This window comes from Arthrobacter sp. B2060 (assembly GCF_059090445.1).
Genome location: NZ_JBNHFR010000008.1, coordinates 15,176 through 41,663 on the forward strand (window position 1 = coordinate 15,176; position 26,488 = coordinate 41,663).

Annotated in this window: 23 protein-coding genes; 15 read left to right on the top strand and 8 right to left on the bottom strand. The window is 66.6% G+C overall.

The annotated features are described in order from the left end of the window. Nucleotides 1-3 precede the first annotated feature (3 nt). Together AC5RUM_RS14385 and AC5RUM_RS14390 are read left to right on the top strand one after the other, a co-directional pair. Entirely contained in the window at nucleotides 4-2,544 is a 2,541-nt protein-coding gene (locus tag AC5RUM_RS14385; RefSeq protein WP_494035557.1) for a hypothetical protein, read from the top strand. Between the two features lie 152 nt (nucleotides 2,545-2,696). Further along, nucleotides 2,697-3,500: a class I SAM-dependent methyltransferase gene (locus tag AC5RUM_RS14390; protein ID WP_494035558.1), complete on the top strand. Its 804-nt coding sequence runs from the start codon at nucleotides 2,697-2,699 to the stop codon at nucleotides 3,498-3,500. A gap of 81 nt (nucleotides 3,501-3,581) precedes the next feature. Here AC5RUM_RS14390 and AC5RUM_RS14395 read toward each other — a convergent pair whose 3' ends face one another. Then, nucleotides 3,582-3,956 carry a DUF7793 family protein gene (locus AC5RUM_RS14395; protein ID WP_494035729.1) on the bottom strand — a complete coding sequence of 125 codons (375 nt, stop codon included), beginning with the start codon at nucleotides 3,954-3,956 and terminating at the stop codon, nucleotides 3,582-3,584. 183 nt (nucleotides 3,957-4,139) lie between these two features. On the opposite strand from AC5RUM_RS14395, the gene AC5RUM_RS14400 reads away from it, so the two are divergent. After that, entirely contained in the window at nucleotides 4,140-5,747 is a 1,608-nt protein-coding gene (locus tag AC5RUM_RS14400) for an ATP-binding response regulator (RefSeq protein ID WP_494035559.1), read from the top strand. A gap of 111 nt (nucleotides 5,748-5,858) precedes the next feature. Here AC5RUM_RS14400 and AC5RUM_RS14405 read toward each other — a convergent pair whose 3' ends face one another. Further along, complete coding sequence (locus AC5RUM_RS14405) at nucleotides 5,859-6,020, bottom strand: hypothetical protein (protein ID WP_494035560.1); 162 nt, start codon at nucleotides 6,018-6,020, stop codon at nucleotides 5,859-5,861. A gap of 199 nt (nucleotides 6,021-6,219) precedes the next feature. On the opposite strand from AC5RUM_RS14405, the gene AC5RUM_RS14410 reads away from it, so the two are divergent. From AC5RUM_RS14410 to AC5RUM_RS14420, 3 genes are read left to right on the top strand one after another with little or no spacing between them, the layout of a single operon-like run. Beyond that, a complete protein-coding gene (locus AC5RUM_RS14410) occupies nucleotides 6,220-7,275 on the top strand; it encodes a hypothetical protein (protein WP_494035561.1) in 1,056 nt (351 codons plus the stop codon). Then, the gene (locus tag AC5RUM_RS14415) at nucleotides 7,276-7,701 is read left to right on the top strand and encodes a DUF7793 family protein (RefSeq protein WP_494035562.1); all 426 of its coding nucleotides are present in this window, start codon (nucleotides 7,276-7,278) and stop codon (nucleotides 7,699-7,701) included. Between the two features lie 8 nt (nucleotides 7,702-7,709). Next, the gene (locus AC5RUM_RS14420) at nucleotides 7,710-9,245 is read left to right on the top strand and encodes a putative bifunctional diguanylate cyclase/phosphodiesterase (RefSeq protein WP_494035563.1); all 1,536 of its coding nucleotides are present in this window, start codon (nucleotides 7,710-7,712) and stop codon (nucleotides 9,243-9,245) included. A gap of 30 nt (nucleotides 9,246-9,275) precedes the next feature. Here the strand turns inward: AC5RUM_RS14420 and AC5RUM_RS14425 are convergent, their stop codons facing one another. Both AC5RUM_RS14425 and pta read right to left on the bottom strand, forming a co-directional pair. After that, nucleotides 9,276-10,430 carry an acetate kinase gene (locus tag AC5RUM_RS14425; RefSeq protein WP_494035564.1) on the bottom strand — a complete coding sequence of 385 codons (1,155 nt, stop codon included), beginning with the start codon at nucleotides 10,428-10,430 and terminating at the stop codon, nucleotides 9,276-9,278. Between the two features lie 8 nt (nucleotides 10,431-10,438). Further along, on the bottom strand, nucleotides 10,439-12,562 hold the full coding sequence (gene pta / locus AC5RUM_RS14430; protein ID WP_494035565.1) for a phosphate acetyltransferase: 2,124 nt from the start codon (nucleotides 12,560-12,562) through the stop codon (nucleotides 10,439-10,441). A 247-nt stretch (nucleotides 12,563-12,809) separates the two neighbouring features. Here pta and AC5RUM_RS14435 point away from each other — a divergent pair, with 247 nt between their 5' ends. The 6 genes from AC5RUM_RS14435 to AC5RUM_RS14460 all read left to right on the top strand — a co-directional run bounded on the left by AC5RUM_RS14435 (nucleotide 12,810) and on the right by AC5RUM_RS14460 (nucleotide 18,241). Further along, entirely contained in the window at nucleotides 12,810-13,706 is an 897-nt protein-coding gene (locus AC5RUM_RS14435; RefSeq protein ID WP_494035566.1) for a CPBP family intramembrane glutamic endopeptidase, read from the top strand. 1 nt (nucleotide 13,707) lies between these two features. Continuing rightward, the gene (locus AC5RUM_RS14440) at nucleotides 13,708-14,643 is read left to right on the top strand and encodes a CPBP family glutamic-type intramembrane protease (protein ID WP_494035567.1); all 936 of its coding nucleotides are present in this window, start codon (nucleotides 13,708-13,710) and stop codon (nucleotides 14,641-14,643) included. A gap of 36 nt (nucleotides 14,644-14,679) precedes the next feature. Continuing rightward, nucleotides 14,680-15,246: a hotdog fold thioesterase gene (locus tag AC5RUM_RS14445; protein ID WP_494035568.1), complete on the top strand. Its 567-nt coding sequence runs from the start codon at nucleotides 14,680-14,682 to the stop codon at nucleotides 15,244-15,246. After that, nucleotides 15,243-16,613 (top strand): phenylacetate--CoA ligase PaaK, encoded by a 1,371-nt coding sequence (gene paaK / locus AC5RUM_RS14450; protein WP_494035569.1) that lies wholly within the window; start codon nucleotides 15,243-15,245, stop codon nucleotides 16,611-16,613. The genes AC5RUM_RS14445 and paaK overlap by 4 nt, the downstream gene beginning before the upstream one ends. A 100-nt stretch (nucleotides 16,614-16,713) precedes the next feature. Further along, nucleotides 16,714-17,331 carry a TetR/AcrR family transcriptional regulator gene (locus tag AC5RUM_RS14455; protein WP_494035570.1) on the top strand — a complete coding sequence of 206 codons (618 nt, stop codon included), beginning with the start codon at nucleotides 16,714-16,716 and terminating at the stop codon, nucleotides 17,329-17,331. Between the two features lie 73 nt (nucleotides 17,332-17,404). Then, nucleotides 17,405-18,241: a DUF427 domain-containing protein gene (locus AC5RUM_RS14460; protein ID WP_494035571.1), complete on the top strand. Its 837-nt coding sequence runs from the start codon at nucleotides 17,405-17,407 to the stop codon at nucleotides 18,239-18,241. Nucleotides 18,242-18,338: 97 nt separating this feature from the next. Here the strand turns inward: AC5RUM_RS14460 and AC5RUM_RS14465 are convergent, their stop codons facing one another. Both AC5RUM_RS14465 and paaZ read right to left on the bottom strand, forming a co-directional pair. Next, nucleotides 18,339-18,746 carry a VOC family protein gene (locus AC5RUM_RS14465; protein ID WP_494035572.1) on the bottom strand — a complete coding sequence of 136 codons (408 nt, stop codon included), beginning with the start codon at nucleotides 18,744-18,746 and terminating at the stop codon, nucleotides 18,339-18,341. 124 nt (nucleotides 18,747-18,870) lie between these two features. Next, the gene (gene paaZ / locus AC5RUM_RS14470) at nucleotides 18,871-20,982 is read right to left on the bottom strand and encodes a phenylacetic acid degradation bifunctional protein PaaZ (protein WP_494035573.1); all 2,112 of its coding nucleotides are present in this window, start codon (nucleotides 20,980-20,982) and stop codon (nucleotides 18,871-18,873) included. 183 nt (nucleotides 20,983-21,165) lie between these two features. On the opposite strand from paaZ, the gene AC5RUM_RS14475 reads away from it, so the two are divergent. Together AC5RUM_RS14475 and AC5RUM_RS14480 are read left to right on the top strand one after the other, a co-directional pair. Beyond that, nucleotides 21,166-21,612 (top strand): PaaI family thioesterase, encoded by a 447-nt coding sequence (locus AC5RUM_RS14475; protein WP_494035574.1) that lies wholly within the window; start codon nucleotides 21,166-21,168, stop codon nucleotides 21,610-21,612. A 113-nt stretch (nucleotides 21,613-21,725) separates the two neighbouring features. Next, on the top strand, nucleotides 21,726-22,475 hold the full coding sequence (locus AC5RUM_RS14480) for an ABC transporter permease (protein WP_494035575.1): 750 nt from the start codon (nucleotides 21,726-21,728) through the stop codon (nucleotides 22,473-22,475). 15 nt (nucleotides 22,476-22,490) lie between these two features. On the opposite strand, the gene AC5RUM_RS14485 is transcribed toward AC5RUM_RS14480, so the two are convergent. Both AC5RUM_RS14485 and AC5RUM_RS14490 read right to left on the bottom strand, forming a co-directional pair. Next, nucleotides 22,491-24,641 carry a S1 family peptidase gene (locus tag AC5RUM_RS14485; RefSeq protein WP_494035576.1) on the bottom strand — a complete coding sequence of 717 codons (2,151 nt, stop codon included), beginning with the start codon at nucleotides 24,639-24,641 and terminating at the stop codon, nucleotides 22,491-22,493. Further along, on the bottom strand, nucleotides 24,638-25,372 hold the full coding sequence (locus tag AC5RUM_RS14490; protein WP_494035577.1) for a tyrosine-protein phosphatase: 735 nt from the start codon (nucleotides 25,370-25,372) through the stop codon (nucleotides 24,638-24,640). Before AC5RUM_RS14490 ends, AC5RUM_RS14485 begins: the two co-directional genes overlap by 4 nt. Before the next feature lie 219 nt (nucleotides 25,373-25,591). Here AC5RUM_RS14490 and AC5RUM_RS14495 point away from each other — a divergent pair, with 219 nt between their 5' ends. After that, complete coding sequence (locus AC5RUM_RS14495) at nucleotides 25,592-26,476, top strand: SGNH/GDSL hydrolase family protein (protein WP_494035578.1); 885 nt, start codon at nucleotides 25,592-25,594, stop codon at nucleotides 26,474-26,476. Nucleotides 26,477-26,488 lie beyond the last annotated feature (12 nt).

A 26,488-nucleotide genomic window follows, 5' to 3' on the forward strand; every position in this document is an offset into this window, starting at 1 on the left:
TCGATGAGTATTGCGCCCGGCGGGCCGTCCCATCCGGACGGCCCGCCGGTTCCCTCCCCTGCCGCCGTCGATACCCATCAACGCCAGGTTCCCGTCCGCGCAGAGGGCGTCGAGCTGATCGGCGAGGCCAAAGGCTCCGGCTACCGGGAACCGCCGTTCCTGGTCCGCCGCTCCGATGGCCAGGCCATCCAGTTGACCAGTCTGTTGTTCCTCGTACTGGAGTCCATCGACGGCAAGCGGGACACGACAGAAATCGCAGAACACGCGAGTCTCCGCTTCGGGAAATTGGTCAGCGCCGACAATGTTCAAACGCTTATCGAGGGCCAACTGCTGCCGCTGGGGCTGCTCCGGCTTGCCGATGGTTCCCAGCCTGGCGTCCGGAAGGCTGACCCGCTGCTGGGGATGCGCTTCCGCTACACGGTCACCGACCCGGAACGGACCCGGAAGCTGGCGTCGCCCTTCGCTGTGCTCTTCCATCCGCTGATCGTGGCGGCAGTGACAGCAGCCTTCGTGGCCTCGTGCTGGTGGGTTCTCATGGTCAAGGGGCTGGCGTCCGCCACTCACGCCGCCTTCGCCAACCCCAGCCTGCTGCTGCTCATTTTCGCCATTACTGTCCTCTCTGCCGGTTTCCACGAGTTCGGCCACGCAGCTGCCGCCCGCCGTGGAGGAGCCACGCCGGGAGCGATGGGAGCGGGCATCTACCTCATCTGGCCGGCCTTTTACACCGACGTCACGGACTCATACCGGCTGGGACGCGGGGGCCGGCTGCGGACCGACCTCGGCGGCCTTTACTTCAACGCGATCGTCGCCGTCGCCATCATGGGCCTTTGGTGGGCCACGGGCTACGACGCACTGCTGCTGGTGGTGCTCACGCAGATCCTGCAGATGGTCCGCCAGCTCCTGCCCCTGCTCCGCTTCGATGGTTACCACATCCTCGCCGACGTGACCGGCGTACCGGACCTGTTCCAACGCATCAAGCCCACGCTCCTGGGCCTCCTGCCATGGAACTGGCGCAAGCCAGAACCGGAAGCCCAGGCCCTGAAGCCGTGGGCCAGAACTGTCATCACCGCCTGGGTCCTGGTCACCGTGCCGCTGCTCCTGGCCAGCCTGGTGCTGATGGTGCTTGCCCTGCCGCGGCTGCTGGGCACCGGATGGGCCAGCCTTCAGCACCAAGGCGCCATGCTCGCCGGCAGCCTCACAGGCGGCAACGTCGCCGACGCCGCAGTACGATTCCTGGCGATTATCGCCGTCGTTCTGCCTTTGCTGGGCATCGGCTACATGCTGGTGCGGCTGGTGCGCCAGCTGGGTGCTGGCGTCTGGAGGAAGACCCGCGGCAGGCCGCTGCAGCGCGGCACGGCCCTTGCCGCCGTCGCCGCCGTCCTTGCCGGGCTCACCTGGGTGTGGTGGCCCGCACCTGACACGTACCGGCCGGTGCAGCCCTACGAACACGGAACGCTGTTCGATGCGACGGCCGCCGTCTACCCTGCTTTGACAGGAGGTCCGTCCGGGGCACCCCTGCAGGAGGGGCGCGAGGGTAAAACAGTGGCACTGTGGCCCGAAGGCGCCCAACTGCCCACCCGCGACAAACCTCAGCTCAGCATGGTGCTGGTGCCCCGGCAGGACGCGCCCGCTCCTTCCGGCGCTGGTGACCAAACGGTCCCCCGTGGGACCGGTGACCAGGCAACTCAACCCGCAGCCGGGGACGGGCAGGGCGCGGCGCCGTCGTGGGTTTTCCCCTTCGACAAGCCTCCGGCACCTGAGGAGGACGGCAACCAGGCCCTGGCGGTGAATACGGCCGACGGTTCGGTGACGTACGACGTCGCCTTTGCCCTTGTGTGGGCTGAGGACGGACCGGTGGATACGCGCAACGAGGCTTACGCCTTCGCCAGCTGCGCGGATTGCGCTGCGGTGGCCGTCGGCTTCCAGGTGGTGCTGATCATCGGCCAGGCTGACGTTGTGGTGCCGGAGAACCTCTCGGCTGCCGCGAACTACGACTGCGTCCGGTGCCTCACCTATGCCCTGGCCAGCCAGCTGGTCCTGACGCTGGACGGTCCCCTGAGTGCCGACGGCATGGCGCGGCTCGCCGAACTGTGGGAGGAGATCGCCGAGTTCGGCCGCACGCTTCAGGGCGTCCCCCTGTCCGAGATTCAGGGGCGGCTCGAGGCCTACAAGCAGCAGATCATGGACGTCATCCGGAGCGACCCGAGTGCATCGCCCGGCACGAACCCTGCACCGGCGACAGGCACAAGCCCGGGTCCGACGACCGGAAGCGGGCAAACGCAGCCGCCGCCGTCCGGAGCGTCCACAGCAACTCCAGCGCCTGTTCCCGGGGCGTCTGGACCTGGCGCTCCTCCTGCCCCGACGCCGTCCGGAGTAGCTCCCGCTCCGGCGTCCACGGCTCCCGCACTGCCTCCTGCACCTGCCCCGGCGCCGGGTCCTGACGGGTCCGAGGGTCCTGCCGGGGCAGAGGCACCGGCTGACAGCGCGCCAGCCACGCCGGCCCGGGATGGAACGGCCCCCGTCACCGAGGAGCCTGTCCCCTAGCCGCTGGTCGACGCAGCGGCAGCTCGATGAGGCCTGAATCGATGCAGCGGCGGGTCCGTCCGCCGTCCGTTTGCCGGAAAGGGCCGCCTGCAGGGTTCCCAGGCGGCCGTTTCCGTCACATGGCGCCGGCAAAATAGCCCTATATTTGGACCGTGCTCTCATCCCTGAAGAAATACTTGCTGGTCCCCAGGCTCGTAAAGCTGTCCGCCGAGGCGCCGAAGGATCCGCATGCGGCCTGGGACCAGTACTGGGCCAACGTCACCAGCACCGGCGCCCAGGGAGACGTTTTGTGGGACTCCGGCGACGACCACGAACTGCTCGGCCACCTGGAACACCTGAAGCGGCAGATGCACCCGGAGCTTCCCATCGTGGACATCGGATGCGGCGACGGGGCGTTCAGCCGGCGGCTGGCCGCCCACTTCCCCCACGTTCTGGGCGTGGACGTGGCCGCCAGCGCCATTTCCCGTGCCCGCGCTGAATCCGAGGGAATGGAGGGCATCTCCTTCCTGGCAGCGGACATGACAGCGCCGGGAGGCGCACGCTCCGTCGCCGAGGCGCTGGACGCCGCCGGCATGCCGGGGGAAGCCAATATCTTCATCCGCGGTGTTCTCCATGTGCTGAAACCCCGCGCCCGGGCCGCCCTCGCCGAGCAGTTGCACCAACTGGTGGGCAGGCACGGCCGCGTCTTCCTGGCCGAAACGGACTTCCGGGGCAACGCCGTCGAGTACGTCAGCCATCTTGGCGCCACGCGTCACGGCATACCGGCGCCCCTCGCGGCTGCAATCCGGGGCCTGCCGATGCCCGGACGCTTCGGGCCGGCCCAGCGCGTACGGGCTTTCCCCGAGGCCCGCTGGGATGTGGTGGAGGATGGGCCAACCGTCATCGAAACCTGCCCGCTGACCTCCAACGAGCCGGAGCGGATCCCGGGATACTTCGCCGTGCTCCAGGCCCGCTGACCGCGGCACCCTGCTCAGCCCACCTGAACGGCCCACCTGAACAGCCGGCCTGAGCAGCCGGTGCGGAATAGCCGCAGCCCGTTACGTAACTTTGAGCCAGGCCAGGGCGTCATGCTCCGAGGTGAAGAACTTCGTGGGGCATGGAAGCCTGCTGATGCCGAGAATGAAGTTGGCCATCACACGGTCCACAGGCGAGGAGCCGAGCAGTGCGATCCTCGACGCCTGGCAGGGGCGCCCGAACACGGCGCGCGCTCCGCGGCTGACCTCCGCGGTAGTGGCCATGTCCACGAGCATGGGGTGGCGGTTTACGCCGCAGAGGGCATTCACCTCCTCCATGGCGGATTTCGCATCCGCTTCAGTGATGCTGGAACCCCGAGCCCAGGTGAGCCGAAGGAGGCCTTCGGCGTCCAGGATCAGATCAAACAGCGTGTTCCGGCCGCTGGCATCGGCATTCATAATTGAGACCTCCACGGTGTTGACGAGACTGTTATCAAGCTACCGTCCGCCCCGGCCTCGGCCAATGCGGTCCGAGGGCTGATAATGTGAGTCGAAAATCACGGTAGCCGCACGGCGACGCGCAACACGGGGGGCATAGTGGTAAAGGCACCGGCGGAGAGTGTTTCCGGACCGCGAGTAGCAGTGGTCGCAATTCCTGACGCGGACCGGCTGGCCGCCACGGGAAGCGTCCTCACCGCTGCCGGCTTCACCGTCCATTCAGCGGCCGACGGCGGGGCACTCACCATGGAGCTGGCCCGGACCGATGCCGCCATCGTGGTGCTTGATCCCCGCCTGACTGATGAATTTTCGTGGGAGGGCACCCCGGTGCTGCTCCTCGTAGACCTCACCGACGACTTCGACCTGTCCCAGCTGGAGCCTTGGGGCGCTGCTGATTACGTTGCCCGAAACGCCAGCGCGCTGGAACTGGTCCACCGTGTGGAAACTCTGATCGCGCGGGCACAGGAACGCCGCCGAATCCGGGGGGAGGCCGAGGCCCTGCGGGAAAGCCTGCGCAACGTCTCCGCGGCCATCCGCGGCACCAACAGCCCGCAGCAGATGGCCGGGCACCTGGTCCGGGGATTTGGCGAGTCGCTCGGCGCGGACCATGTTTGGTTCACCAGTTTCCAGGATCCGAGAGTCCCCCGGATCACCTCGCAGTGGTGCAGGCAGGGCCTGCCGCAGCTTCCGGACTCGCTCGGCTCCTTCGAGGATGCTGCCCGGGACCTGGCCAAGTGCCTGTGGTCCGAGGCAGAGGTCCTTGCGGTGGCCGACCACCAGGCGGAACCCGCTCCGCCCCGCACCGACGGGCTGCAGGAATGGTTCGGGCCCACCCATGCGCGCTCGTCCGTGCTGGTCCCTGTCGGCGACAACGACTCCGCGCTCGGCATCATTTGGATCGCCCAGCTGGACGCACCACGCGAGTGGACACGCGCTGAAATCGCCCTTGTCCAGCACGTTGCAGGAAATCTGGCGCACAGCCTGATCCAGGGCCACCTCATCAGCGCCCAGGTGCAGGTCCTGCAGCAGCTCCGGGAACTGGATAAGGCCAAAACCGACTTCCTCGCCACAGTTAACCACGAGCTCCGCACTCCCCTGACCTCCATCACCGCCTACCTCGACATGATCCGCGACGGCGCCGGCGGTCCGGTGCCGCCGGGCATCGAATCCATGATGGAGGTCATCTCAAGGAACTCGGACCGGCTGCGGCGGCTCATCGAGGATCTGCTCACCGTGTCGCAGCAGGATGGTTCCGGGCGCCTGCACCTCAAGCAGGTGGAGCTGGGCCAGGTCCTGCGGATCGTGGTGGCCGCACTGCGCCCGCTGGCTCAAGCGCGCAACGTGGTCATCCTGGGCGCCGATTCCCACGAGGACGTGAAAATCCGGGCGGACGAAACGCAACTCGAACAGGTCTTCACCAATATCGTGGCGAACGCCATCAAGTTCACGCCCGACGGCGGGAGGATCAGTATCAGTGTCATGCTGGCTCCCGCCGGAGAGGGAAGCCAGTCGGCCGTCGTTCGGGTCGCGGATACCGGCGTCGGAATTCCCGAGCAGGAAATTGCCCAGGTCTTTACCCGCTTCTATAGGGCGTCAAACGCGTCCTCTGCGGCGGTGCCGGGCAGCGGCCTCGGTTTGGCAATAGCCTACGACATTGTGCGGCGCCACAATGGCTCCCTTGAGATGAAGTCATCACTGGGTTCGGGAACCGAAGTATCGGTTTATCTGCCGGTCGCCGGACCTCAGCAGTAGCGTTCCCTCGGGGAGTTGCAAACTGAAAACAGCCATACCGGATGCAAATAAAACTGCCCCGGGACCATAAGGCCCGGGGCAGTTTTGATTCGTCTTACTCGGAGACCAGAATTAGTTGGGCCACGAACCGACACGGGAGTAGCTGACGGTGGTCGTCTGGGAGGATGAGGACGTGGTGTCCTTGTCCTGCTTCGGTGCGGCATTGGCAGGAGCAGCGAAACCTGCTACCGCCAGGATGCCGGTCATCAAAAGTGTTGCGGCAAATTTCTTCATTCCGCTGTTCCTTTCCTATAGTGAGGTGCATACGGTTACGGCGACAGTATACGGTTCTTTCCTCAAGTTTCTGCAAGGTTTTTACAAGGATTATCTGCTAGTGAAAATCCAAACACTTTATTAAAAGAAAAGCCCGTAACAAGTCCACGTAACCTGTCCCCGTAATGACGCAACGTCCAGTCCATGGATAATTGAAATCATGCCGATGTCTCAAGATTTGTCGCCGTTCGTGATTGCCGAACTGGAGGCCCGTGAAAGCTGGAAACGGCGCGACTACATTGCCGGTTACACGCAAGCAGGCCACGCCGCGGAGCTCGCCATTGCAGCGGGCGACGAGCACCGGTGGTGGAAGATGGTGCTGCTCCAGGCTGAATGCCTCCGGGACCAGGGCTCCTTTGAGGAATGCGAACTGCTTGCACATAAGCTGGCCGCTCATCCGGTTTCCGCGTCCGTCCCGGATCTAGGCGCCCGCGCCCACATCCTGCTGGCCCAGTCGTTGCAGGCGTTGGGCAAACTTCCGGAGGCTGTCGAGTCGGCATCGACGGCTGCCAACCTGGTGGCCGGCGACTTCGAAAATGTCTACCTTCACATCCAGGCGCAGCAGGCCCTCATTGCCGCCCTCGCCGAAAGTGGTCGGTTGGCGGAGGCGTGGCGGGAGTGCCTGGCGCTGGAGTCGCTGCTCACCGACATCGTTGACGAGGACACGGCCGGCAAGGCCTACTGGGTGATCGGCAACGTCGCCTTCCTCACGCAGCGGGCTGCCGAAGGCAGCGAGTACCACGATATGGCCGCTGAAAGGCTCTCCCCCTCGCGGGATGTGGACCTGTGGGCGCGCTTCAACCGCGCCTCGGCTGACATGCGGCTGAAGGCCCAGCTCAGCGACGGCGCCACACTCCGCTTCATCGAACGCGCAGAACTGGCCACCGAGGTGGTGGGCGGCAGCGAGCGCGACCTCCTGGAGATGGCGCTGGTCCGCGGTCACTGGTACTACGTCACCGGGGACCTTGACGCTGCGGTAAAAATCCTGGCACCCGTCCGCAGCAAGTTCCACATCCTTGCCAGCCACACAGCCGCCGACGCTGCCTTCATCCTGGGCAAAGCCATGATGGAGCAGGGAAACGACACTGAATCACTGCAGATTCTTGAAGAGGCGGCTACGCTGTTCGATACGGCTGCCGCAACGGAGCGGAGCGCCATGGTGCGGGACTACCTCGTCTCCATCAAGCGTCAGCAGCGGTTCGTTCAGGGGGGATAAGTGTCAGAAGCAACGACGGTTCCCGTCGCACGTTCGAGAACGCCGGACACACCAAAGCATCCGAGGGCCCCCGGCATTGCCTGCACGGTACTGCCGAACCTGGCCGTCCGGGCGGTGCTGCCCCAAGGCGCGGATCTCACTGCGGCCACCATCGCTCAACTCCGCCAGCAGATCAGTGAACGTGTCGGAGACCGGAGGGCCGCCGTCGTCCTTCATCTCACCGGCGTGGCGTCAGTGAGCCGCACGGCGCGGGCCACCTTCGCGGCTATTGACGGCGTGTCCGCCTGGGCGCTTGTCGGCGAAAGCCCCGTGGACCGGCTGCTTGGGCATTTTCTCCTCGGCGCAGAATTCCCCTCAGCCCGGGCTGAATACTTCACCTCGGACCGTGAAGCCCTCGACTGGTTGGCCGGTCCGGACGCGGCTTAGTGACGAAAATGTTTGATGACCGCGATCCCCGGCTCGGGCAGCTCCTCGACGGCATTGTGCGGCTCGCGGCGGGTGAGCTGCATTCCCGCATTGAGATTTCAGAGGCGAGGGACGAGCTTGATGCCGTGATCATGGGCACCAACCTGCTCGCCGAAGACCTTCAGATGATCTACGAGGAGCTGGAGCAGCGTGTGGAATCACGCACTCAGATGCTCAGGGCCGCCCACCTGGAGATGCAACGGATGGCGCTCACCGATCCCCTGACCGGCCTCTACAACCGCTCTGCGCTGGTCACTGCTGTAAACGAGGCCCAGGCGCAAGCGGAGGACCACGGGCTGCCGCCGGCACTGCTGCTGCTGGACCTTGACGCCTTCAAGAGCATTAATGATTCGCTTGGCCATTCAATCGGTGACCACGTATTGACCGAAGTAGGGAATCGGATCCGAGCCTCGGTTCGCGAGGGCGACATGGTGGCCCGGCTGGGAGGCGACGAATTCGCCGTTCTGCTCCCCGCGAGCACGACCGCCCAGGCCAAGGTGGTGGGAGCCCGGATCCTTGATGCCCTCAGCGGAACCATCGAGGTGGACGGCAAGACCATCCGGTGCGGGGCCAGCGTGGGCCTTCGCATTGCAGACCGCGGCGAGACGTCCGAGGCCCTCCTCATGGAGGCCGACATCGCGATGTACGCTTCGAAGGCGGACGGCCGCAGCAAACTGCGCGTGTTCGAACCGGGAATGCTCCATGCGCGGCAGCTCCGGAACCAGCTGGTGGGGGAACTGCGCGAGGCCATCACCGGGTCGCAGCTGGTGCTGTTCTACCAGCCAGTCATTGAACTGGCCACCGGCAGGATCGAAGGCGTGGAGGCGCTGGTCCGCTGGCAACATCCCACCCGCGGCCTCATCATGCCGGACGAGTTCATCCCCGTCGCCGAGGAAACGGGCCTCATCTCGGAACTGGGCAAATGGGTCCTCAAGGCCGCCGTGGGGCAGCTGCGGCGCTGGCGCACGGCACCCGAAACCAGCAGGCACGACATGTCCGTGCGGATCAACATCTCTGCGGCCGATCTTCAGCGTCTTGAATTCATCGAGGATGTCCGCGACGCCTTGAGCGCCAACGACATGGACCCGGCGCTGCTCGTCCTGGAACTGACCGAAGGGGCCATCATCCAAGGCAACGAACTGGACCGCTACACGCTGGCCAGCCTGCGCAAACTCGGAGTGGGCCTCGAGATCGACGACTTCGGCACCGGATATTCCTCCATCAGCTACCTAAGGCGGCTGCCGGTGGACCGGGTCAAGGTGGACCGCACGCTCCTCTCCGCCCTGGGCAGCGACCCGGCCCAGCCTGCCCTGATTGCGGCGATCCTGCAGCTCATTCGGGCGTGCGGACTCGAAGCCGTGTGGGAGGGCGTGGAAACCGCGGAACAGGCCGAGCACCTGCGGAGCACCGGGTGCATCAGCGGACAGGGCTACTACTTCAGCCGGCCCCTTCCCGAGGCTGAGTTCACGAAGCGCCTGGCCGACCAGGACACTTGGCCCGGCTGAGCCGCCGAACGCACACGGTTTTCGACAGGCTCAACCAGTGAGTACCAACGCTGTGGCCTCCGCGATCGCCCGCTCCTCGTCCGTGGGCACCACCAGCACCGGAATGAGCGAGGCCGCGGTGGAAATCACCCGGGGTTCCTTGGACCGCTCGCTGTTCAGGCCGGCGTCGAGCTCAACACCCAGCGCACCGAGCCGCTCCCCCACGAGCGCGCGGAACTGATGCGAGTTCTCGCCGATCCCCGCGGTGAACACCAGCGCCTTCGCCCCGCCCACAGCCACGTGGTAGCCGCCGATGTACTTGGCCAGCCGGTAGGAGGTCACGGCGAGCGCCGTGGCCGCACGGGCATCGCCGGCCTCGGACGCCTCCACCACCGAGCGCATGTCGTTGTTGCCGGCCAGGCCTTTGAGCCCGGATTCGCGGTTCAGCATGGTGTCGAGGTCCTCGGCGTTCCAGCCGGTGCGTGCCAGGAACACGAGGATGGACGGGTCAAGGTCGCCGGAGCGGGTGCCCATCACGAGGCCTTCGAGCGGAGTAAAGCCCATCGACGTGTCCACGGACTTGCCGCCCCGGATCGCCGTGACCGAGGCGCCGTTCCCCAGGTGGGCGATCACGCCGTCGAACTCTTCGACCGGAATGTCCAGCAGCCCGGCAGCCTGATGGGTGACGTATTCGTGCGAGGTCCCGTGGAAGCCGTAGCGGCGGATGCCGTGGTTCGTGTAAAGCTCGTCCGGGACGGCGTAGCGCCAGGCGTGCTCAGGCAGGCTGCGGTGGAACGCCGTATCGAACACCGCCACCTGCGGCATATCGGGCCACTTCCTCGAAATCGCGCGGATGCCCAGCACGTTGGCGGGGTTGTGCAGCGGTGCCAACGGGTTGAGCCGCTCGATGGCCCGGGTGATCTCGTTGTCGATCAGCACGGGCTCGCCGAACCGTTCCCCGCCGTGCACCACACGGTGCCCCACCGCATCCAGCTCCCGGCCGCCGAGCACCTCGTGAATGGCCGCATCCACCAGTTCGAGCGCCTCGGCATGGTCGGCGGGACCGACCACCTCGCCGTCGCCCTGGCCCCCGGTGGACATGCCGATCCTTTCGATCAGCCCTTCGGTGAGGATGCTGTGGGACGCCACGTCACGCACCTGGTACTTGAGCGAGGACGAGCCGGAGTTGATGACGAGCACGAGCATGGGGCCTCCTAAGCCTTGGCTTCTGCGGACGGGAAGGGTGCTGCTGCCGCGGGCTGCTGTTCCGGCATCTGGGCCTGGATCGCGGTAATGGCCACGGTGTTGACGATGTCCTCCACGGTGCAGCCGCGGGAGAGGTCGTTGACCGGCTTCCGCAGCCCCTGCAGGACGGGCCCGACGGCGACAGCCCCGGAGCTCTGCTGCACCGCCTTGTACGTGTTGTTGCCGGTGTTCAGGTCCGGGAAGATGAACACGGTTGCCTGCCCGGCGACGGACGAACCCGGCATCTTGGACGCGGCGATCGACGCGTCCACCGCGGCATCGTACTGGATGGGACCTTCGACGGCGAGGTCCGGGCGGCGGTTCCGGACCAGGTCGGTGGCCTGCCGCACCTCCTCCACGGCCTCGCCCGAGCCCGAGCCCCCGGTGGAGTAGGACAGCATGGCAACCCGCGGTTCGACGCCGAACTGGGCCGCAGTCTCCGCGGAGGCCAGCGCGATATCCGCGAGCTGCTCCACATTGGGGTCAGGGTTCACGGCGCAGTCACCGTACACCAGCACCCGGTCCGGCATGAGCATGAGGAAAACCGAGGAGACAATCTTCACGCCCTCCCGGGTCTTCACGAATTCCAGTGCCGGGCGGATCGTGTGGGCGGTGGTGTGCGCGGCGCCGGAGACCATGCCGTCCACCACGCCCAGCTGGACCATCATGGTGCCGAAGTAGCTTTCGTCCTGCATGACCTCCAGCGCCCGCGCCAGGTCCACGCCCTTGTGCGCCCGCAGCTCCGCGTACCTGGCGGCAAAGTCCCGGCGCAGGTCCGATGTGGCGGGGTCCACGATGTTGATGCCGGAGAGGTCGATGCCCCGGCTTGCCGCAAGCTCCCTGATGTCCGCGTCACGGCCCAGCAGGGTGAGGTCGCAGACGTCACGGCGGTGCAGGATTTCGGCGGCCCGCAGGATGCGCGGGTCCGTGCCCTCCGGGAGGACAATGTGGCGGCGCTGGGACCTGGCCCGCTCAATGAGGTCATGCAGGAACCGCAGCGGGGTCATGCGTTCGGGCCGGGGCAGGTGCAGGCGCTCGAGGATCTCGGCCTCGTCCACCTGCCGGGACCAGAGTCCCAGGGCCGACGCCACCTTCCGGCGGTGCCCGCTCCAGATCTCGCTCCGCACCTCCGAGACCCGGCGGGCGGTGGTGTACGTGTCATCGGTGGTGGCGAATACCGGGAACGGGGCCGAGGCCAGCAGGGGGTAGATGTTGGCGTCCGGCGCCAGCCCGCCGGTCAGGATCAGCCCCGACGGCACCGGGAATTCCGGCGAGAACGACGACGCCAGGCAGGCCACCATCACGTCCGCCCGGTCACCCGGCACGATCACCAGGGCGCCGTCGTCGAGCACATTCAAAAAGTTGCCCACGCTCATGGCCGCGACCTTGACGTCCCGGACGTCGCGTTCCATGTCGGCCCGGCCGGCGATCTGCCCGATCCCGAGGGCGGCGCATACCTCGCCTGTGGTGGGGCGCGCGATGTCCTCCAGCTCCGGGAAAATGTAGACCGGGCGGCCGGACGCCCCGGGCTTCACCGCCGCGGCAATCGCGTCCACATCCGCGGGATCGGCGCGGTTCACCATCATGGCCAGCAGGGAGCACTTCTCCGCGCTCAGCTCCTTGCGGGCGACGTCGACGGCGGCGGCCGCCTCGGCGACGCTGCGCCCCTTAGCGCCCACCACGGCCACCACGGGCACGGCCAGGTTGTTGGCCAGGCGGGCGTTGAGGTCGAACTCGACGGCGGCGTCGTGGCCGGTCAGGTCCGTCCCCTCCACGATGATCACATCGCAGTGCCGGCCCATCTCAGCGAAGATCTCCACGCAGCGGCCGTCGATGTCCTCGCGCTTGCCCTCGGCCAGGAGGCCCCGCACCTCGGCGAACGTCAGGCCCCCGCGGCAGCGCCGGTCATCGAGGTCGAAGCGGGATTTCATCAGCGCCACCATGGGATCCCCGTCGGCGTCGTTGCCGTGGACTACCGGCTTGAAGAATCCGATCCGGTCCGCGTGCCGGTGCAGCGTGTCCGCCAGGCCCAGCGCTACGAGCGATTTCCCCGAACCCGGGGTGGTCGCACTGACATAAATCCCTTTGGCCATGGTCAAGTCCTCTGGTTGGAAGGTCCCGCGTGCTGCGTTGGACGTGCTCCTTGGGAAGTACCCCGGGATGGACCGCTGAAGCACCGGAGCCCGCCGCCCCTCCATACTTTCACTTGTTCGCGGTCTTTCGGGAGCAGACAATGGTGTTGATCCCCACGTCGGCGGCTCAGCGCTCCTTCGGGATCGAGGCGGGCAAGCGCCTCGATGCCCTGTCCCCTGCAGGCGACTCGGAATGACGGTATTGCTGATGCATTCTCCTGGTTTTCCTGCCGCTTCCCGCGCAGCGCCCGCGTCCCTCATCAAGAAGCACCCCGTGGCGGCCTTCCTCGTTCTTGCCATCCCGCTTTCCTGGGCCGCCCAGATCCTGTCCCTCCTGCTCGTTGGAAACATCCTGCCCGGGATCCTGGCCGAACTGCTGATCCTGCTGGGGATGTCGGTTCTTGTCACCGGAGCTGCCGACGGACGGCCCGGCGTACGCGAACTCTTCCGTCGCGCATTCCGATGGCGCGTGGGTTACGGCTGGTACGCGGCAGCGCTGCTCGCCCTCCCCGCGCTGACTATGCTCGTCGCCGCCGCCTCCGGTACCTTCCACGGGCCCGACGACGGCTGGGCGGCGCTGCTCGGCAACTACCTGCTGAATACCGTGCTCTTCGGTGCCCTCCTCGGCAACATCTGGGAGGAGCTTGCTTGGACCGGTGTGGTGCAGCACCGGTTGATGGACCGGCACGGGATGGCCGTCGCAGCCCTGCTGACTGCCATCCCGTTCGCGCTCATACACCTGCCCTTCGCCTTCGCGGAGAAGGGTCTCACCGCCACGCCGTGGGCGGAAGTGGCCGTCTCCTGGGCGGTCCTGTTCCTGTTCGCCCCGTTCTTCCGCGCCCTCATGGGCCTGGCCTATGTGGGAACGGCCTACAGTCTGCTGATTGTGGGGCTGCTGCATGCTTCCTTCAACGCCTCTGCGGCGACCAAGCTGAACGTGTTCGACGGCGACTGGCAGCAGATTGCCGCGCTGATCGTCCTGCTCGCCGCCGTCATGTCGCTGAAGAGCATCCGCAGTAAGCGCCCCGCGGGTCAAGGCAGGCCCGAACGAACACTTGAGGACCCCGCGGAGCGGTTGCGGCACCGCCCGCCGGAGGAGGCCTGACGTGGCCCACCATCCACACGCCGACAAGCACCATCCCACGCGGTTGGGTGTGCAGGGCTGGCGCGGACGGCGCGCCATCCCAGCAGCGCACAGCCAGCACTCCTGGCCGGCACAACGGCGGCTCACCATGTTCTTCGTGCTGGCCTTCCTCATCTCCTGGCTGCTGTGGCCGCTGACCTTCCTCATCCCGGGAAGCTCCCCACTGTTCCCGGTCGGGCCCGCCCTGGCCGCGGTACTGGTCGCGGTTGTCTCCGGCGGAAACGGTGCACTGCTGCGACTGCTGCGCCAGCTGGGCCGGTGGCGCGTCCCGGTGCGGTGGTACGTGCTGAGCCTGGGGCTGCCCTGCCTTCTGGTGGTGGCATCCGCCGCGCTCACGGTGGCTGGCGGCGCGCCCGCTCCGGATCTCGGACCGAACCCGGGGTGGTTCATGCTGATCGGCACGTTCGCATCAACCCTGGTGATCGTGGGCCTGTTCCAGGAGCTGGGGTGGCGCGGCTACGCCCTGCCCCTCCTGCAGCGGAACCACACCGCACTGGGCGCCGCGCTCCTGCTCGGCATCGCGTGGGCCCTGTGGCATCTTCCCGAACTGGTGTCCGACACGACGGGGCGGCGGCCACCGATTCCGTTCCTGCTCATGGTCATCGCCCAGTCCGTGCTGCTGGCTTGGGTCTACAACGGCACCGGCGCCGCGGGCCGGGCGTCCGCGGAAGATCCTTCCACGGGTACCGGAAGCGTCCCCCTCTGCATGCTCTTCCACGCCTCGTTCAACACCTGCGGGGCCTTGATTTTCCCTGCGCTGGCGGGTCCGCACTACCTCACGCTCTGGTGGACGCTCGCGCTGCTCCACGTGCTGGCGGCACTCGTGGTAATCGCCTATGCGGGGCCCTACCGCCTCGTCCGCACTCTTGACACGAGGGCCCTCCATGGGATTACCTAATGAACATTCGGTAAATAAAGCTGGAGGCAATGACGCATGGCTGAAACAACAATTTCCGGGGCCGTCCACCCGATCCTCGAGAACGACTACGCCTCCGAGTGGATGGGGATCGAGGTCCTGTCCCTTGGCGACGGCCAGGCCACCATTCGCATGACCCTCCGGCAGGAGATGCTCAACGGCTTCGGAATGGCGCACGGCGGAATGATCTTCGCCTTCGCTGACACCGCCTTTGCCCTCGCCTGCAACCCGGCCACACCGCCTGCCGGCCAGGCCACAGCCGCTGCCGCCCTGCCCACACCCGATGAAGGCGCGGAAACCCCAGGCGAAGGGGCGGCAGACACCGACGGCGCCGCGGGCGCCGCAGCCGACAGCATCACTGTTGCCTCCGGCGTCGACATCAACTTCCTCAAGCCGGCCTTCCAGGGCCAGGTGATTACCGCCGTCGCCAACCGCCGTTCCAGCACCGGGCGCAGCGGCCTGTACGACATCCAGATCTTCGCCGCCGACCCCGGCTCCGAGCTCAATTCCGGCCAGCCTGGCGAGCTCATTGCCGAGTTCCGCGGTCGCAGCCGGACCATCCCCAAGACTAGGAACAAATCATGACCCTCCACGCCCCAGAACCCACCGTCGTCTCCGGAGCCGCAGCGAGCTCCACCACCGAGGCGCCCCTGGACCCGGAGGAGACCATGTCCCGGGACCAGCTCGAGGCGCTCCAGCTCAGCCGCCTCCAGCACACCGTGGCGTACGCCTACGACCGCGTGCCGCTGTACAAGCGCAAGTTCGACGAGGCCGGCATCCACCCCTCAGACCTTCGCGAGCTGCCCGACCTCGGCAACTTCCCCTTCACCACCAAGGAGGACCTGCGGCAGGAGTACCCGTTCGGCATGTTCGCCGTACCGCAGAGCGAAGTAGCCCGCATCCACGCAAGTTCGGGCACCACAGGCCGGCCCACCGTCGTCGGCTACACCAAACAGGACCTGGCCGACTGGGCCAAGCTCGTGGCCCGCTGCCTCCGCGCCTCCGGCGTCCGCCCCGGCATGAAGGTCCACAACGCCTACGGCTACGGACTCTTCACCGGCGGCCTCGGCGCGCATGCCGGCGCCGAAGCACTGGGCTGCACCGTCATCCCGATGTCCGGCGGCCAGACCGAGCGCCAGATCCAGATGATCCAGGACTTCGAGCCGGACGCCATCCTGGCCACACCCACGTACCTGCTGACCATCGCCGACGCCATGACTCACATGGGCATCGACCCGACCTCCACGTCGCTGAAGTACGCCGTGCTCGGCGCCGAGCCATGGACCCAGGAAATGCGCCACGAGCTCGAAGTCACCATGAACATCAAGGCCTGCGACATCTATGGCCTGTCCGAGGTGATGGGCCCGGGTGTTGCCGGTGAATGCGTGGAGACGCAGGACGGCAGCCACATCTGGGAGGACCACTTCCGCCCCGAGATCATCGATCCCTTCAACCCCGCGCCCGGCAAGGAAAACGTCCTGGGCGACGGTGAGCACGGCGAGCTGGTCTTCACGTCGCTTACCAAGGAAGCCCTGCCGATCATCAGGTACCGCACCAAGGACCTCACCCGTCTGCTCCCCGGCACCGCCCGCCCCGCGCACCGCAGGATGGGCCGCATCACGGGCCGCAGCGACGACATGATCATCCTCCGCGGCGTGAATCTTTTCCCGTCCCAGATCGAGGAAATCGCGCTGCGCATCCCCGAGCTCAGCCCGCACTTCCAGCTTGTGCTCACACGGCCCGAAGGCCAGCGCATGGACCAGCTGACCGTGAAGATTGAGCGCCGCGAGAACGTCACCTCCGAGGCCGGCACGACGGCGGCCCGGACCCTGCGCGAGCAGATCAAGATCCACGTGGGTTCTTCGTGCACCGTGGACGTAGTGGAGCCCGGGTCGCTCGAGCGTTCCAGCGGCAAGCTGCGCCGGATTTACGATCTGCGTCCGAAGGGATAGAGTCGGCATCCATCTGTGGTGGGCTGCCCCCAGGGTGGCCCGCCGCTTTTGTTGGCACCCTTGGCTCTAATTACCGAACGTTCATGAGAAAATAGCCAGTATGCCCAGCACAGCAGCAAGTACAGCAGCACCCACGAAGCGCGGCCGGCCCGGATACGACCAGCAGTCCGTGCTGCTGATCGCCGTCGACGTCTTCAACCGGCACGGCTACGATGCCACATCCATGGGCATTCTTGCTGAGAACCTGGGCATTTCAAAGTCCGCAATCTACCACCACGTGCCGTCCAAGGGCGATCTCCTGAAGCTCGCCCTCGACCACGCGCTCGGAGGTCTCGAGGCCATTCTCGAGGAGCCGGGGGCGACATCCGGTGCCGCTGACGCGCGGCTGGAGTTCGTGCTGCGCCAGACCATCGCCGTGCTGGTGGACCGGCTGCCGTTCGTCACGCTGCTGCTGCGGTTGCGCGGCAACACGGACATCGAACGCAACGCCATGGAACGCCGTCGCGCCTTCGACCATAAGGTGGCGGCCCTGATCTCTGCGGCCCGTGATGAGGGGTCACTGCGGCAGGACATCGACCCCCGTACCGTGACCCGGCTCCTGTTCGGCACCATCAACTCGATCGTGGAGTGGTACAAACCCGGCGGCTCGCTTTCACCCGAAAAACTGGCCGACGACGTCATCACCATGGCGTTCGACGGCCTCCACGCGAAGCCCTGACCCGGGCGGACACGCTCCCCCGTTACCCGCCTTACCCGTTGACGCCGGGGGCCGCCGCACCCACGCTGAATGCATGGCCACGAAACTGTCCGAGCTTCTCTTCGGCGCATTTCCTGATCTTCGCTACCAGCCCACGTCCAGACGGATCCGCGCGGACGTGAACGGAAGCCCCGTCGTCGACACCCGGGAAGCACTCCTGGTCTGGGAGCCGAAGCGGGTCACGCCGGTCTACGCCGTTCCGGAAAAGGACCTGCTGGCACGGCTTGAGCGGCCCGCACCCGAGGGCGGCGGCAGCGGCCCGGACGAGCATCCCGTCCGCCTGGCAGCTGACGCACCGCCGGTGCTGGACCCGCGGACAGGCTTCCGGCGGCACACCACTCCCGGCGAGGAACTGGACGTCCACACCTCCGCCGCCACTCTCCCGCATGCAGCCTTCCGCCCCTCCGATCCTGACCTCGCGGGCTATGTGGTGCTGGATTTCCGGGCCTTCCACTGGCAGGAGGACGAGGAGGAAATTATCGGCCACCCCCGCGACCCGTTCCACCGGGTCGACATCCGGGCGACACTGCAGCGCGTGGAGGTAATGCTCGATGGCGTGAAACTCGCCGACACTGGTGGCGCCCAGCTGCTGTACGAGACCATGCTGCCCGTCCGCTACTACATCCCGCCGGCGGACGTCCGCCTGGATCTGCTGGAGGCGAGCCCGCGCCGGACCATCTGCCCCTACAAGGGGGAGGCAAAGTACTGGAGCTTCCCTGGCTCGGACCGCGGGAAGGACATCGCCTGGGCCTATGATTCCCGGTACCTGGACGCCCAGCAGATCCACGGGCTGGTCAGTTTCTTCAACGAGCGCGTGGACATCGCGGTGGACGGTGAACTCCAGCCGCACCCCGTCACGCCCTGGTCCTAAACCAAACCCTCCCTCACCTCCCGCCACCCAAAACCAAACCCTCCCTCACATGGTGAGGAAGGGTTTGGAAAAAACTGCTGGGAAGCAGTGGGATCGGTCAGAGCTGGTATTCGGCCTGCCGGCCCAGGGTTTCGTGGACGCAGAGAATGTTGTTTTCCGTATCCATGAACCAGGCGCACTTCTCCGCGTCGGTTGTACAGATGTGGTTCTCGGTCTTGAGATCCGGGCGGTCATAATCCTGGAACCGAACGCCCTTGGACTCCATGTCCTGGACCGTCCGCTCGATGTCGGTGACCTCGAAACTCAATGTGGTGTGATCGGAATGCTTGCCGTCCCTCACCGGCATCAGCTGGAGCATGGGGCCGCCTTCACTGCCGAACAATTCGCTTCCGTCGTCTGCCACGCCACGATGAGGGAGTCCAAGTGTTTCCGCGTAAAAACGACGGGCGCGCTCTTTGTCATCCACGGGCAGGACAGTTGTGGCTTTATTTAGTACTAGGGTCATTTTGCCACCTCCTACGGGGGACATTTTAAGCCCGAGCGCCGCCGAAAGATCCTTCAAATTCTGCCTCTGCAGCAAATGAGGGAGCACCCCCGGGACACCCACCAAAAAGTGAGGGAGCGCCGGGTTACTTCTCCACGAGGGTGAGGACGTCGTAGGTTGCCACGATTTCGTCGTTCTGGTTGGTCAGGACGGCGTCCCAGGCCACCTCACCGTACTCGTCAGTTTCGCGCGGGGTGATCTTCTTGGCCGTGAGCGTCACGCGGATCGAATCCCCTGCCGCCACCGGGGTGATGAAGCGCAGGTTCTCGAGGCCGTAGTTGGCCAGCACCGGGCCCGGAGCCGCCTCCACGAACAGTCCTGCCGCCCAGCTGAGCAGCAGGTAGCCGTGTGCCACGATGCCCGGGAAGAACGGGTTGGCTTCGGCCGCTTCCTGGTTGGTGTGGGCGTAGAAGGTGTCACCGGTGGAGTTGGCGAAGGCAGTAATGTCCTCCAGCGAAACCTGGCGCAGCCCGGACCGGACGGCGTCGCCGATCCGCAGCGTCTCGAGCGACTTGCGGAACGGGTGCGTGCCCTCGGTCTCCACCGTGAAGTTGCGGTCCGCACCCGCGTGCCAGACCCCGGTCACGGCGGTCAGCATGTTGGGCGAGCCCTGGATGGCGGTGCGCTGCATGTGATGCATGACCGAGCGGATGCCGCCAAGTTCCTCGCCGCCGCCGGCGCGTCCGGGTCCGCCGTGGACCAGGTGCGGCACCGGGGAGCCGTGGCCGGTGGAGCTGCGGGCGTCCTCGCGGTTGAGCATCAGCACGCGGCCGTGGTGGGCGGCGATCCCTGTGACCAGCTCCTGGGCAACGGCGGGGTCGTTGGTGCAGACCGAGGCGACCAGCGAGCCGCCGCCACGGGCGGCGAGACGGACGGCGTCGGGAATATCCTTGTACCCGATCACCGACGAAACGGGACCGAAGGCCTCCACCGAATGGACCTGCTCCGCCTCGGCGTCGGCCCAGCTGAGCAGCACTGGCGACATGAAGGCGCCGCCCTCGACCACGCCCTTGGCTCCGTCAGCGCTGGTGACCGACGGCGAATCGAGCGTTCCGTACGCGAGCTCACCGCCGGCGTCGAGCATGGCCTGCACGGCGGCGCGTACGTCGGCGAGCTGCTCAACAGAGGCGAGCGCACCCATGGTGACGCCCTCGGCGCGGGGGTCGCCGAGGACCACGCGCTGCTCAACCCGGGCCCGGACGGCGGAAACAACCGCCGGCACCAGCTCCTGCGGCACGATGGCACGGCGGATGGAGGTGCACTTCTGGCCTGCCTTGACGGTCATTTCCGTGACAACGGACTTGATGAAGGCGTCGAATTCCGGCGTGCCCTCCACGGCATCAGGGCCGAGGATTGCCGCGTTCAGGGAGTCGGTTTCGGACGTGAAGCGGACGCCGCCCTGCACCACGTTCGGGTGCGACTTCAGAGACTGCGCGGTGGATGCGGAGCCGGTGAAGGCCACGAGGTCACGGTAGTCCAGCACGTCCAGCAGCCCGCGGACGGACCCGGAAATGAGCTGCAGCGAGCCCTTGGGCAGGATGTTGGATTCGATGATCGCCTTCACGACGGCGGCGGCAACATAGCCGGTTGGGGTGGCGGGCTTGACGATCGTGGGGACGCCGGCGATGAATGCCGGGGCGAGCTTTTCGAGCATGCCCCAGACCGGGAAGTTGAAGGCGTTGATCTGTACTGCCACGCCAGGGATGCGGGTGTAGATGTGTTCCCCCACGAACGAGCCGTCCTTGGACAGCACCTCCATGGGCCCGTCCACCACCACCTGCGAGTTCGGGAGTTCACGCCGGCCCTTGGAGCCGAAGGTAAACAGGACGCCGATGCCGCCGTCGATGTCGATCATCGAGTCGATCTTCGTGGCGCCGGTCTGCGCGGAAAACGTGTAGAAGTGCTCGCGGCGGGCGTTCAGGTACTGCGCCAACTCCTTGAGCTTGAGGGCCCGCTGGTGGAATGTCAGCTTGCCAAGTTCCGTCTGGCCCGTGGTGCGTCCATAATCCACGACGGCGGCCAGGTCGAGCCCTTCGGTGCTCACCTTTGCCAGGATTTCCCCGGTGCTCGCATCGCGCACGGGGACAGCGGAGGCTGCCGAGCCGGCGTCGGGCGTCCACCAGGAATCCTGCACAAAACTGGGGACGGTCTCGACTGTGTCCAGGGTGGCCTGAGGAGCGGTAGCGGTTGTGGTCATCGTTGACGGGTCCTTCCAACGCGGAACAAAGAATCCGGGCAATCCGGCAATCCGGCCAGCACATTACTGACCGTCCGTTCGGTAATATGTCTACAGTACATGAATGTGCCGAGCTGCACACTAGAAGCATTGCGCTCCGGCCGGACCTACCGGCGGGATCCGCCACCGTTCTGAGGAGAGCATATGACGCCCGAACCCCGCGACGCGGACCTGCAGACCGCCGAACCGAAAACGCAGGACCTCTGGAAGATCACCCTTGGCGAACTAGACGAAAAGATGGGCGTGAGGATCCTGGAGGAATCCGTGGACCGCGTGGTGGCCACGATGCCCGTGGAGGGAAACCGCCAGTCATTCGGCCTGCTGCACGGGGGCGCTTCACTTGCCGTCGGCGAGGCTGTGGGCTCCTGGGCCGCGGTGATCCACGCAAGCACCCTGGGCAAGACGGCGGTCGGCGTGGACGTCTCGGCCACGCACCACAGGTCAGCCCGCAGCGGCCAGATCACCATTACGGCGACGCCCATCCACCTCGGCGGGACACTCACCACCCATGAGGTGCTGATCACCAACGACGCCGGCCAGCGGCTCTGCACCTTGCGGATCACCAACCTGCTGCTGGCGCCCAGGAACTGACCCTTCACGGCTCCGTCCTTCCCTGCCCCCGTCCTTCCCCGTCGCATTGGCCCCTCTGCGTTGCCCCCTTCTGTGTTACCCCTTCTGCGTTGCCCCGCGGCTAGGCTGATCAGGTGACTGAACTGGCCAGCCTGATCCCGACGCTGTTGGCCGTTGGCCTCCTGATGGCTGTCTCGGCCGGCGTCCTCGCGGGCTTCCGCGTTCCGCACGCCTTTGCGCCGGCGCTTGCCATTCTCCTCGGCGCCGCACAGCTTGCCGCGGTGAGCCTGATTCTGGGAGCCGTGATCACCAGCGGCGCCTGGGTGGCGGTGGCTCTGGGCGTCATGTTCCTCGTGGCCACCGCGACCGCCACCCGCCGGCTCGGCTGGACCTGGGCCCACCTGGCAATGGTCTCCTCCTCGATGGCGGCCGGCATCGTCGTGTCGCTGGTGGTCGTCTTCGCCACGGGGTCCATTGAACTCACCAGCCGCTACGCACTGGCCATTGGCGGCATTGTCATCGGCAACACGATGACCATAGCCGCCCTCGCCGGCCGGCGGTTGAACGAGGCTGTGATTGACCGGTGGGACCTCGTCGAAGGCTGGCTCGCACTGGGCGCCACCCCGCGGCAGGCCACCCGTGACATGGCGCGCAGGGCGGCCCACTCCGCCCTCATACCCTCAACTGACCAGACCAAGACGACCGGCCTGGTCACGCTGCCGGGGGCTTTTGTGGGTGCCATCTTCGGCGGACTGTCACCCCTGGAGGCAGGGCGTTTCCAGATTGTGGTGCTTGCCTCGATCATCGCGGCCGGCTCTGTGACGGCGGTGGTGCTGGTGCACATGCTGGCTCCGGTCCGCCGCCGGCCTGCCCCGCTGACCTAGGCTTTTCGGTCCTCCCTAACGCTTGCCGCGGCGTCTGGCTGCCACCAGCAGCCAACTGCCAAGAATCAGCGCCGCCCCGGCAATGCCGGCAGCCGGCAGCAGCCCCGAGGCCCCCGTGGCCGCCAGCCCGACGGCCGCGGTCGGCCTTTCCCAAGAATTGATGCCCCCGGCCGGTTTCACGGCCACGACCGACGGTTCGGGCGCGGGTGTAAGGACTGCCGGTGTCACCGGCCGGGCAGGTGCCGGCCTCGCTACGGCGGGCTTGGAGCCATCCGGAACGGCCGTGGCGGCAGGGCTGGACGGCCCGGGCGCTGGCTCCGCCGGTTTCGCCGCGGTGCGGAACATGCTGATGCCCGAGCGGCTGAAGCCGTTGAGCGTCTGCGCCGAAACCTGGGTTGTGGAGACGTGCGCGGTGAAGGACCAGTTGCCGTTGGCATCAACGGGAACGTCCACCGGTTCCTGGCCGGGGACGGTGATCCGGACGCTGGAGCCGGCCGGAACGTGTGCCGCGGGAGCCGCGGGAATCCGGCCCGAGATGCGCTGCCCGGCAGCGATCGGCCCGGCGGGCAGGGAGCCTGCCAGCACGGGCTGGTTGAGGAACAGCCTGAGCTGGATGCCGGGAACCACTGTGAGCGAATCCTGCAGCGTGGCGGCCACGGCGAAGTTCTGTGCTGACGTCCGGGGGTTGCCGGCCGAATGCGTCCCCACGGCATAGTTACCGCTGATCCAGGGGCCACCGGAATCACCTCCCCGGGACTGCACCGACGTCGACAGGAAGCCGTTGAAGGATCGAAGATCGTCAGGTTCGCCGGAGGGGCCGCGGACAACATAGATCCCCACCTCGTCAATGGTGCCGCACGACCAGCCTTCGGTCCGTCCGGAGCGGCAGACCGCCTGGCCCACTATCGGCCTCGCCGTGCCGATGACCGGAACTGAGGCAGCGCCCAGGTTCGTGGGATCCTCCCATTTGGTCGCGGCCGGGCGGAGGTTCAGGTCTGCGCGGATTGATTCGATGACGGCGATGTCCTTCCCGGGCTCCCCCGGGTTTTCGACATCGCCCGTGATCCGGGAGTTCCCCGGGCCGCCGAACTGGCTGAAGCCGAACGTGCCCAGCACTCCCGTGACTCCGCTGTCCGCCACGGAGCCGCCCGCAGGTTCACCCGCCGGAAGCGTGACCTCGGCAAGCCTGGCGGCGCCGTCATCCGCGCAGTGCCCGGCCGTGAGCACCAGGGGCTCTCCCGCCGGACTGTATGAGCTGAACCCCGCGGAGCAGACCACCCCGCCGCCGTCAATCCTGTATCCCTGGCCGCCGAGGAAGTCCTCCTCACTGACCAGCGGTGCGCCCTTCTCCAGCACGACGTTGGCGTACCGGGCCACGAATTCAGACGGCGACATGCTTTGCTCGCCGCCGGGCTCGGCCACGTCTTTCGCGGGCTGCCCACCGGCCTGCCCTGCATTCTCGGGTGAGTTATCCCCGCCCGTGCGGATGATGAACCTCCCGTCGGCCGCGGCCACGGACTGAAGACCTATTGGCCCGACATGGCGCAGGTAGGCCTGGTAAAGCTGTTCGACACTGGAAGCCTTGAGGTCCTTCTCGGAAGCGCCCTCAGCTGGCCTTGCCTCCGCTGGCGGTGCCGGTTCCTTCGCCACCGGTTTTGGCGCTGGCGGTGCCGGTTTCATGCCAGGTGCGACGACCACGAATTCGTTCCTGCCCGCTTCATCAGCCGCATTGATTCCCGCGACGACCTTCTGCAGCTCTGCGCCGGAGCCTTCGACCAGAATACGGCCGGCGTGCAGCCTGACCGCCACGAAGCCCGGCAGCTTCCTGAGAGCGGGCAGGGCGTCGGCCGCGCGCTTTCCCTGCGCCCCCGCGGCGTTAAACTCCGCCAGGTTCATGCCCAGGTCCCGTGCCACGGCCTCTGCGAGACCACGCTCTGCGAGACCACCCTCTGCGGGGCCCGCGCTGCCGGGACCGCCGCCTCCGGGACCAACAACGCCGGGCTCGCTGACCCCGCTGGTGACCGCCGGCGTCGGGCTTTCCACTGCGGCGAAAGCCGGCATTGAAACGGCGGTGGACCCAAAGACCGCCATCGCCGCCACACCCAGGGCAACAGACTGGCGGCCGAACCCACGGCCGGCTGCGGCGGCGGCACCGGACAATGTCACAGGCTGACCCTGGTGCCGAGGACGGACAGAATGGCTTCCAGCTCCGGCACCGTGACGCCGTGCCGCAGGAGGTACTCCCGGGTGTCGAGCGACCGGACGAACTCCAGGACGCCGGCCCCGCGGCTTTCCAGCAGCGGCAAAAGAGCCTCTTCGTCCAAGTACCGCTCGTGCGGATGCGGCGTGGAAAGCGTCCGATGGCGCTCGTTGATTCCGCGCATGGCTGACTGGTAGGACGTCACGATGTCGTCGTCGGTGGCGCCCGCCAGGTCCTGGAGCATCGCCGCCACCATGCCGCTGCGGTCACGCCCAGCCGAGCAGTGGATCACGACGCCGTTGGGCGACGCGGCGGCCACGGCCTTGAAGACGGCTGTCAGCCTCTCCGGAAAGAACCGTGCGTTGGCGGCGTAGTAGGCCGGATCGTTGAGGTAGGGAACGCAGAGTGCCTTGAACTCGAGATGGTCCGGGTCCTCTGTGGGCGCGTGCACCACGTCGAAGGCAGCGAGGGCTTCGCCGACTTCGGGGTCCGTGGCCCGGGGCAGGCGTTCGGCGGCATTCCGGAGGTCGATGACAGTGCGGACGCCGTCGTCGTACGCCTGCTGCCAGCCGGCAGCCGTGAGCCATTCGCGGCGGCCCATCCGGTAGACCGAACCGGCCACGCGCCAGGCGTTTACTGCACCGTCCCACCTGACCGGTGCCTGCTTGCTCGCGTTCACGGAGACAGCTAACCACATCTTCCGCAGCTGCTGCAGGGGGTCAAGAGCAAGTAGTCCCCCACGACGCGGGAAAAAACGGGTACCGCGAGGTCGGGCAGATACGTCCCGCCCGGGCATACCCTAGGGCAATGAGCGCCGCACCGCGCCAAAAATTTCAATGCCCGCCACGCGGCGGGCATTCGTCATCGCTTGCCGATTTCCTGCAGCATTCGCTGCGCCTGTGCCTGGTTTCCCTGAATGAGGGGCTTCATCGTGATAACCAAACAACTGATCCGACGCCGTTCCGCCCGCCTGACCGGCCTCCTTGCCGCGTTGGCCCTATCGGCGGGCCTGACCGCTGCTCCGGCATCCGCCGACGCGTCTGACACCTATGTGGCACTCGGCGATTCCTTCGCCGCAGGCCAGGGCGCCAGCCCGTATACCGATGCGTGCCTACGAAGTGACCAAGGCTATCCGGCCATATTGGACACCGAACGGTCCATTTCGTTGCTGGCAAGTCAGGCATGTTCCGGCGCCACCACGCGCGTCGTCCGGGACAGCCAACTGGCCTCCTTGAACAAGAAAGTCGACCTGGTGACGGTCACTGCGGGCGGCAACGACCTGGATGCCATCGGGGCATTGGTGACGTGTACGCAGGATACGGCTGTGGCATGCATGAATGCATTGGGTCAAAAGTCCTACATCCTCCAGCAGGCCATGAACGACCCTGCTGGGAGCCCATTCTTTCAAGGTCTCTTGGCAATGCTGCGCGAAATCCAGGCGAAGGCGCCCCACGCGGACATCTATGTGACCGGATACCCGCTGCTCTTCGAATCCGGCGGCGACCAGATGCTTGAAACCGTCAACGGACTGACGCGCCAACTTAACCTGGTCATTGCCAGTGCAGTCACAGCGGCCGCATCGGAAACTGCCCGCGGCCGCTCCAGTGCCAGTGTTCACTATGTGGATGTGGCGCAGGCATTTGCCGGCCACGGCATCGGGTCGGCGCACCCATGGATTGTCGGCCCGCCGCCCGGCTGTGTGTCATCGACTACCTGCGGCACGGAGATGGACATCTTCCACCCGACAGCAACTGGCTATGCCCAGGGCTACGCAGCATCCATCAAGGCGGCGCTGGCCTAGTAACTGCCAGAC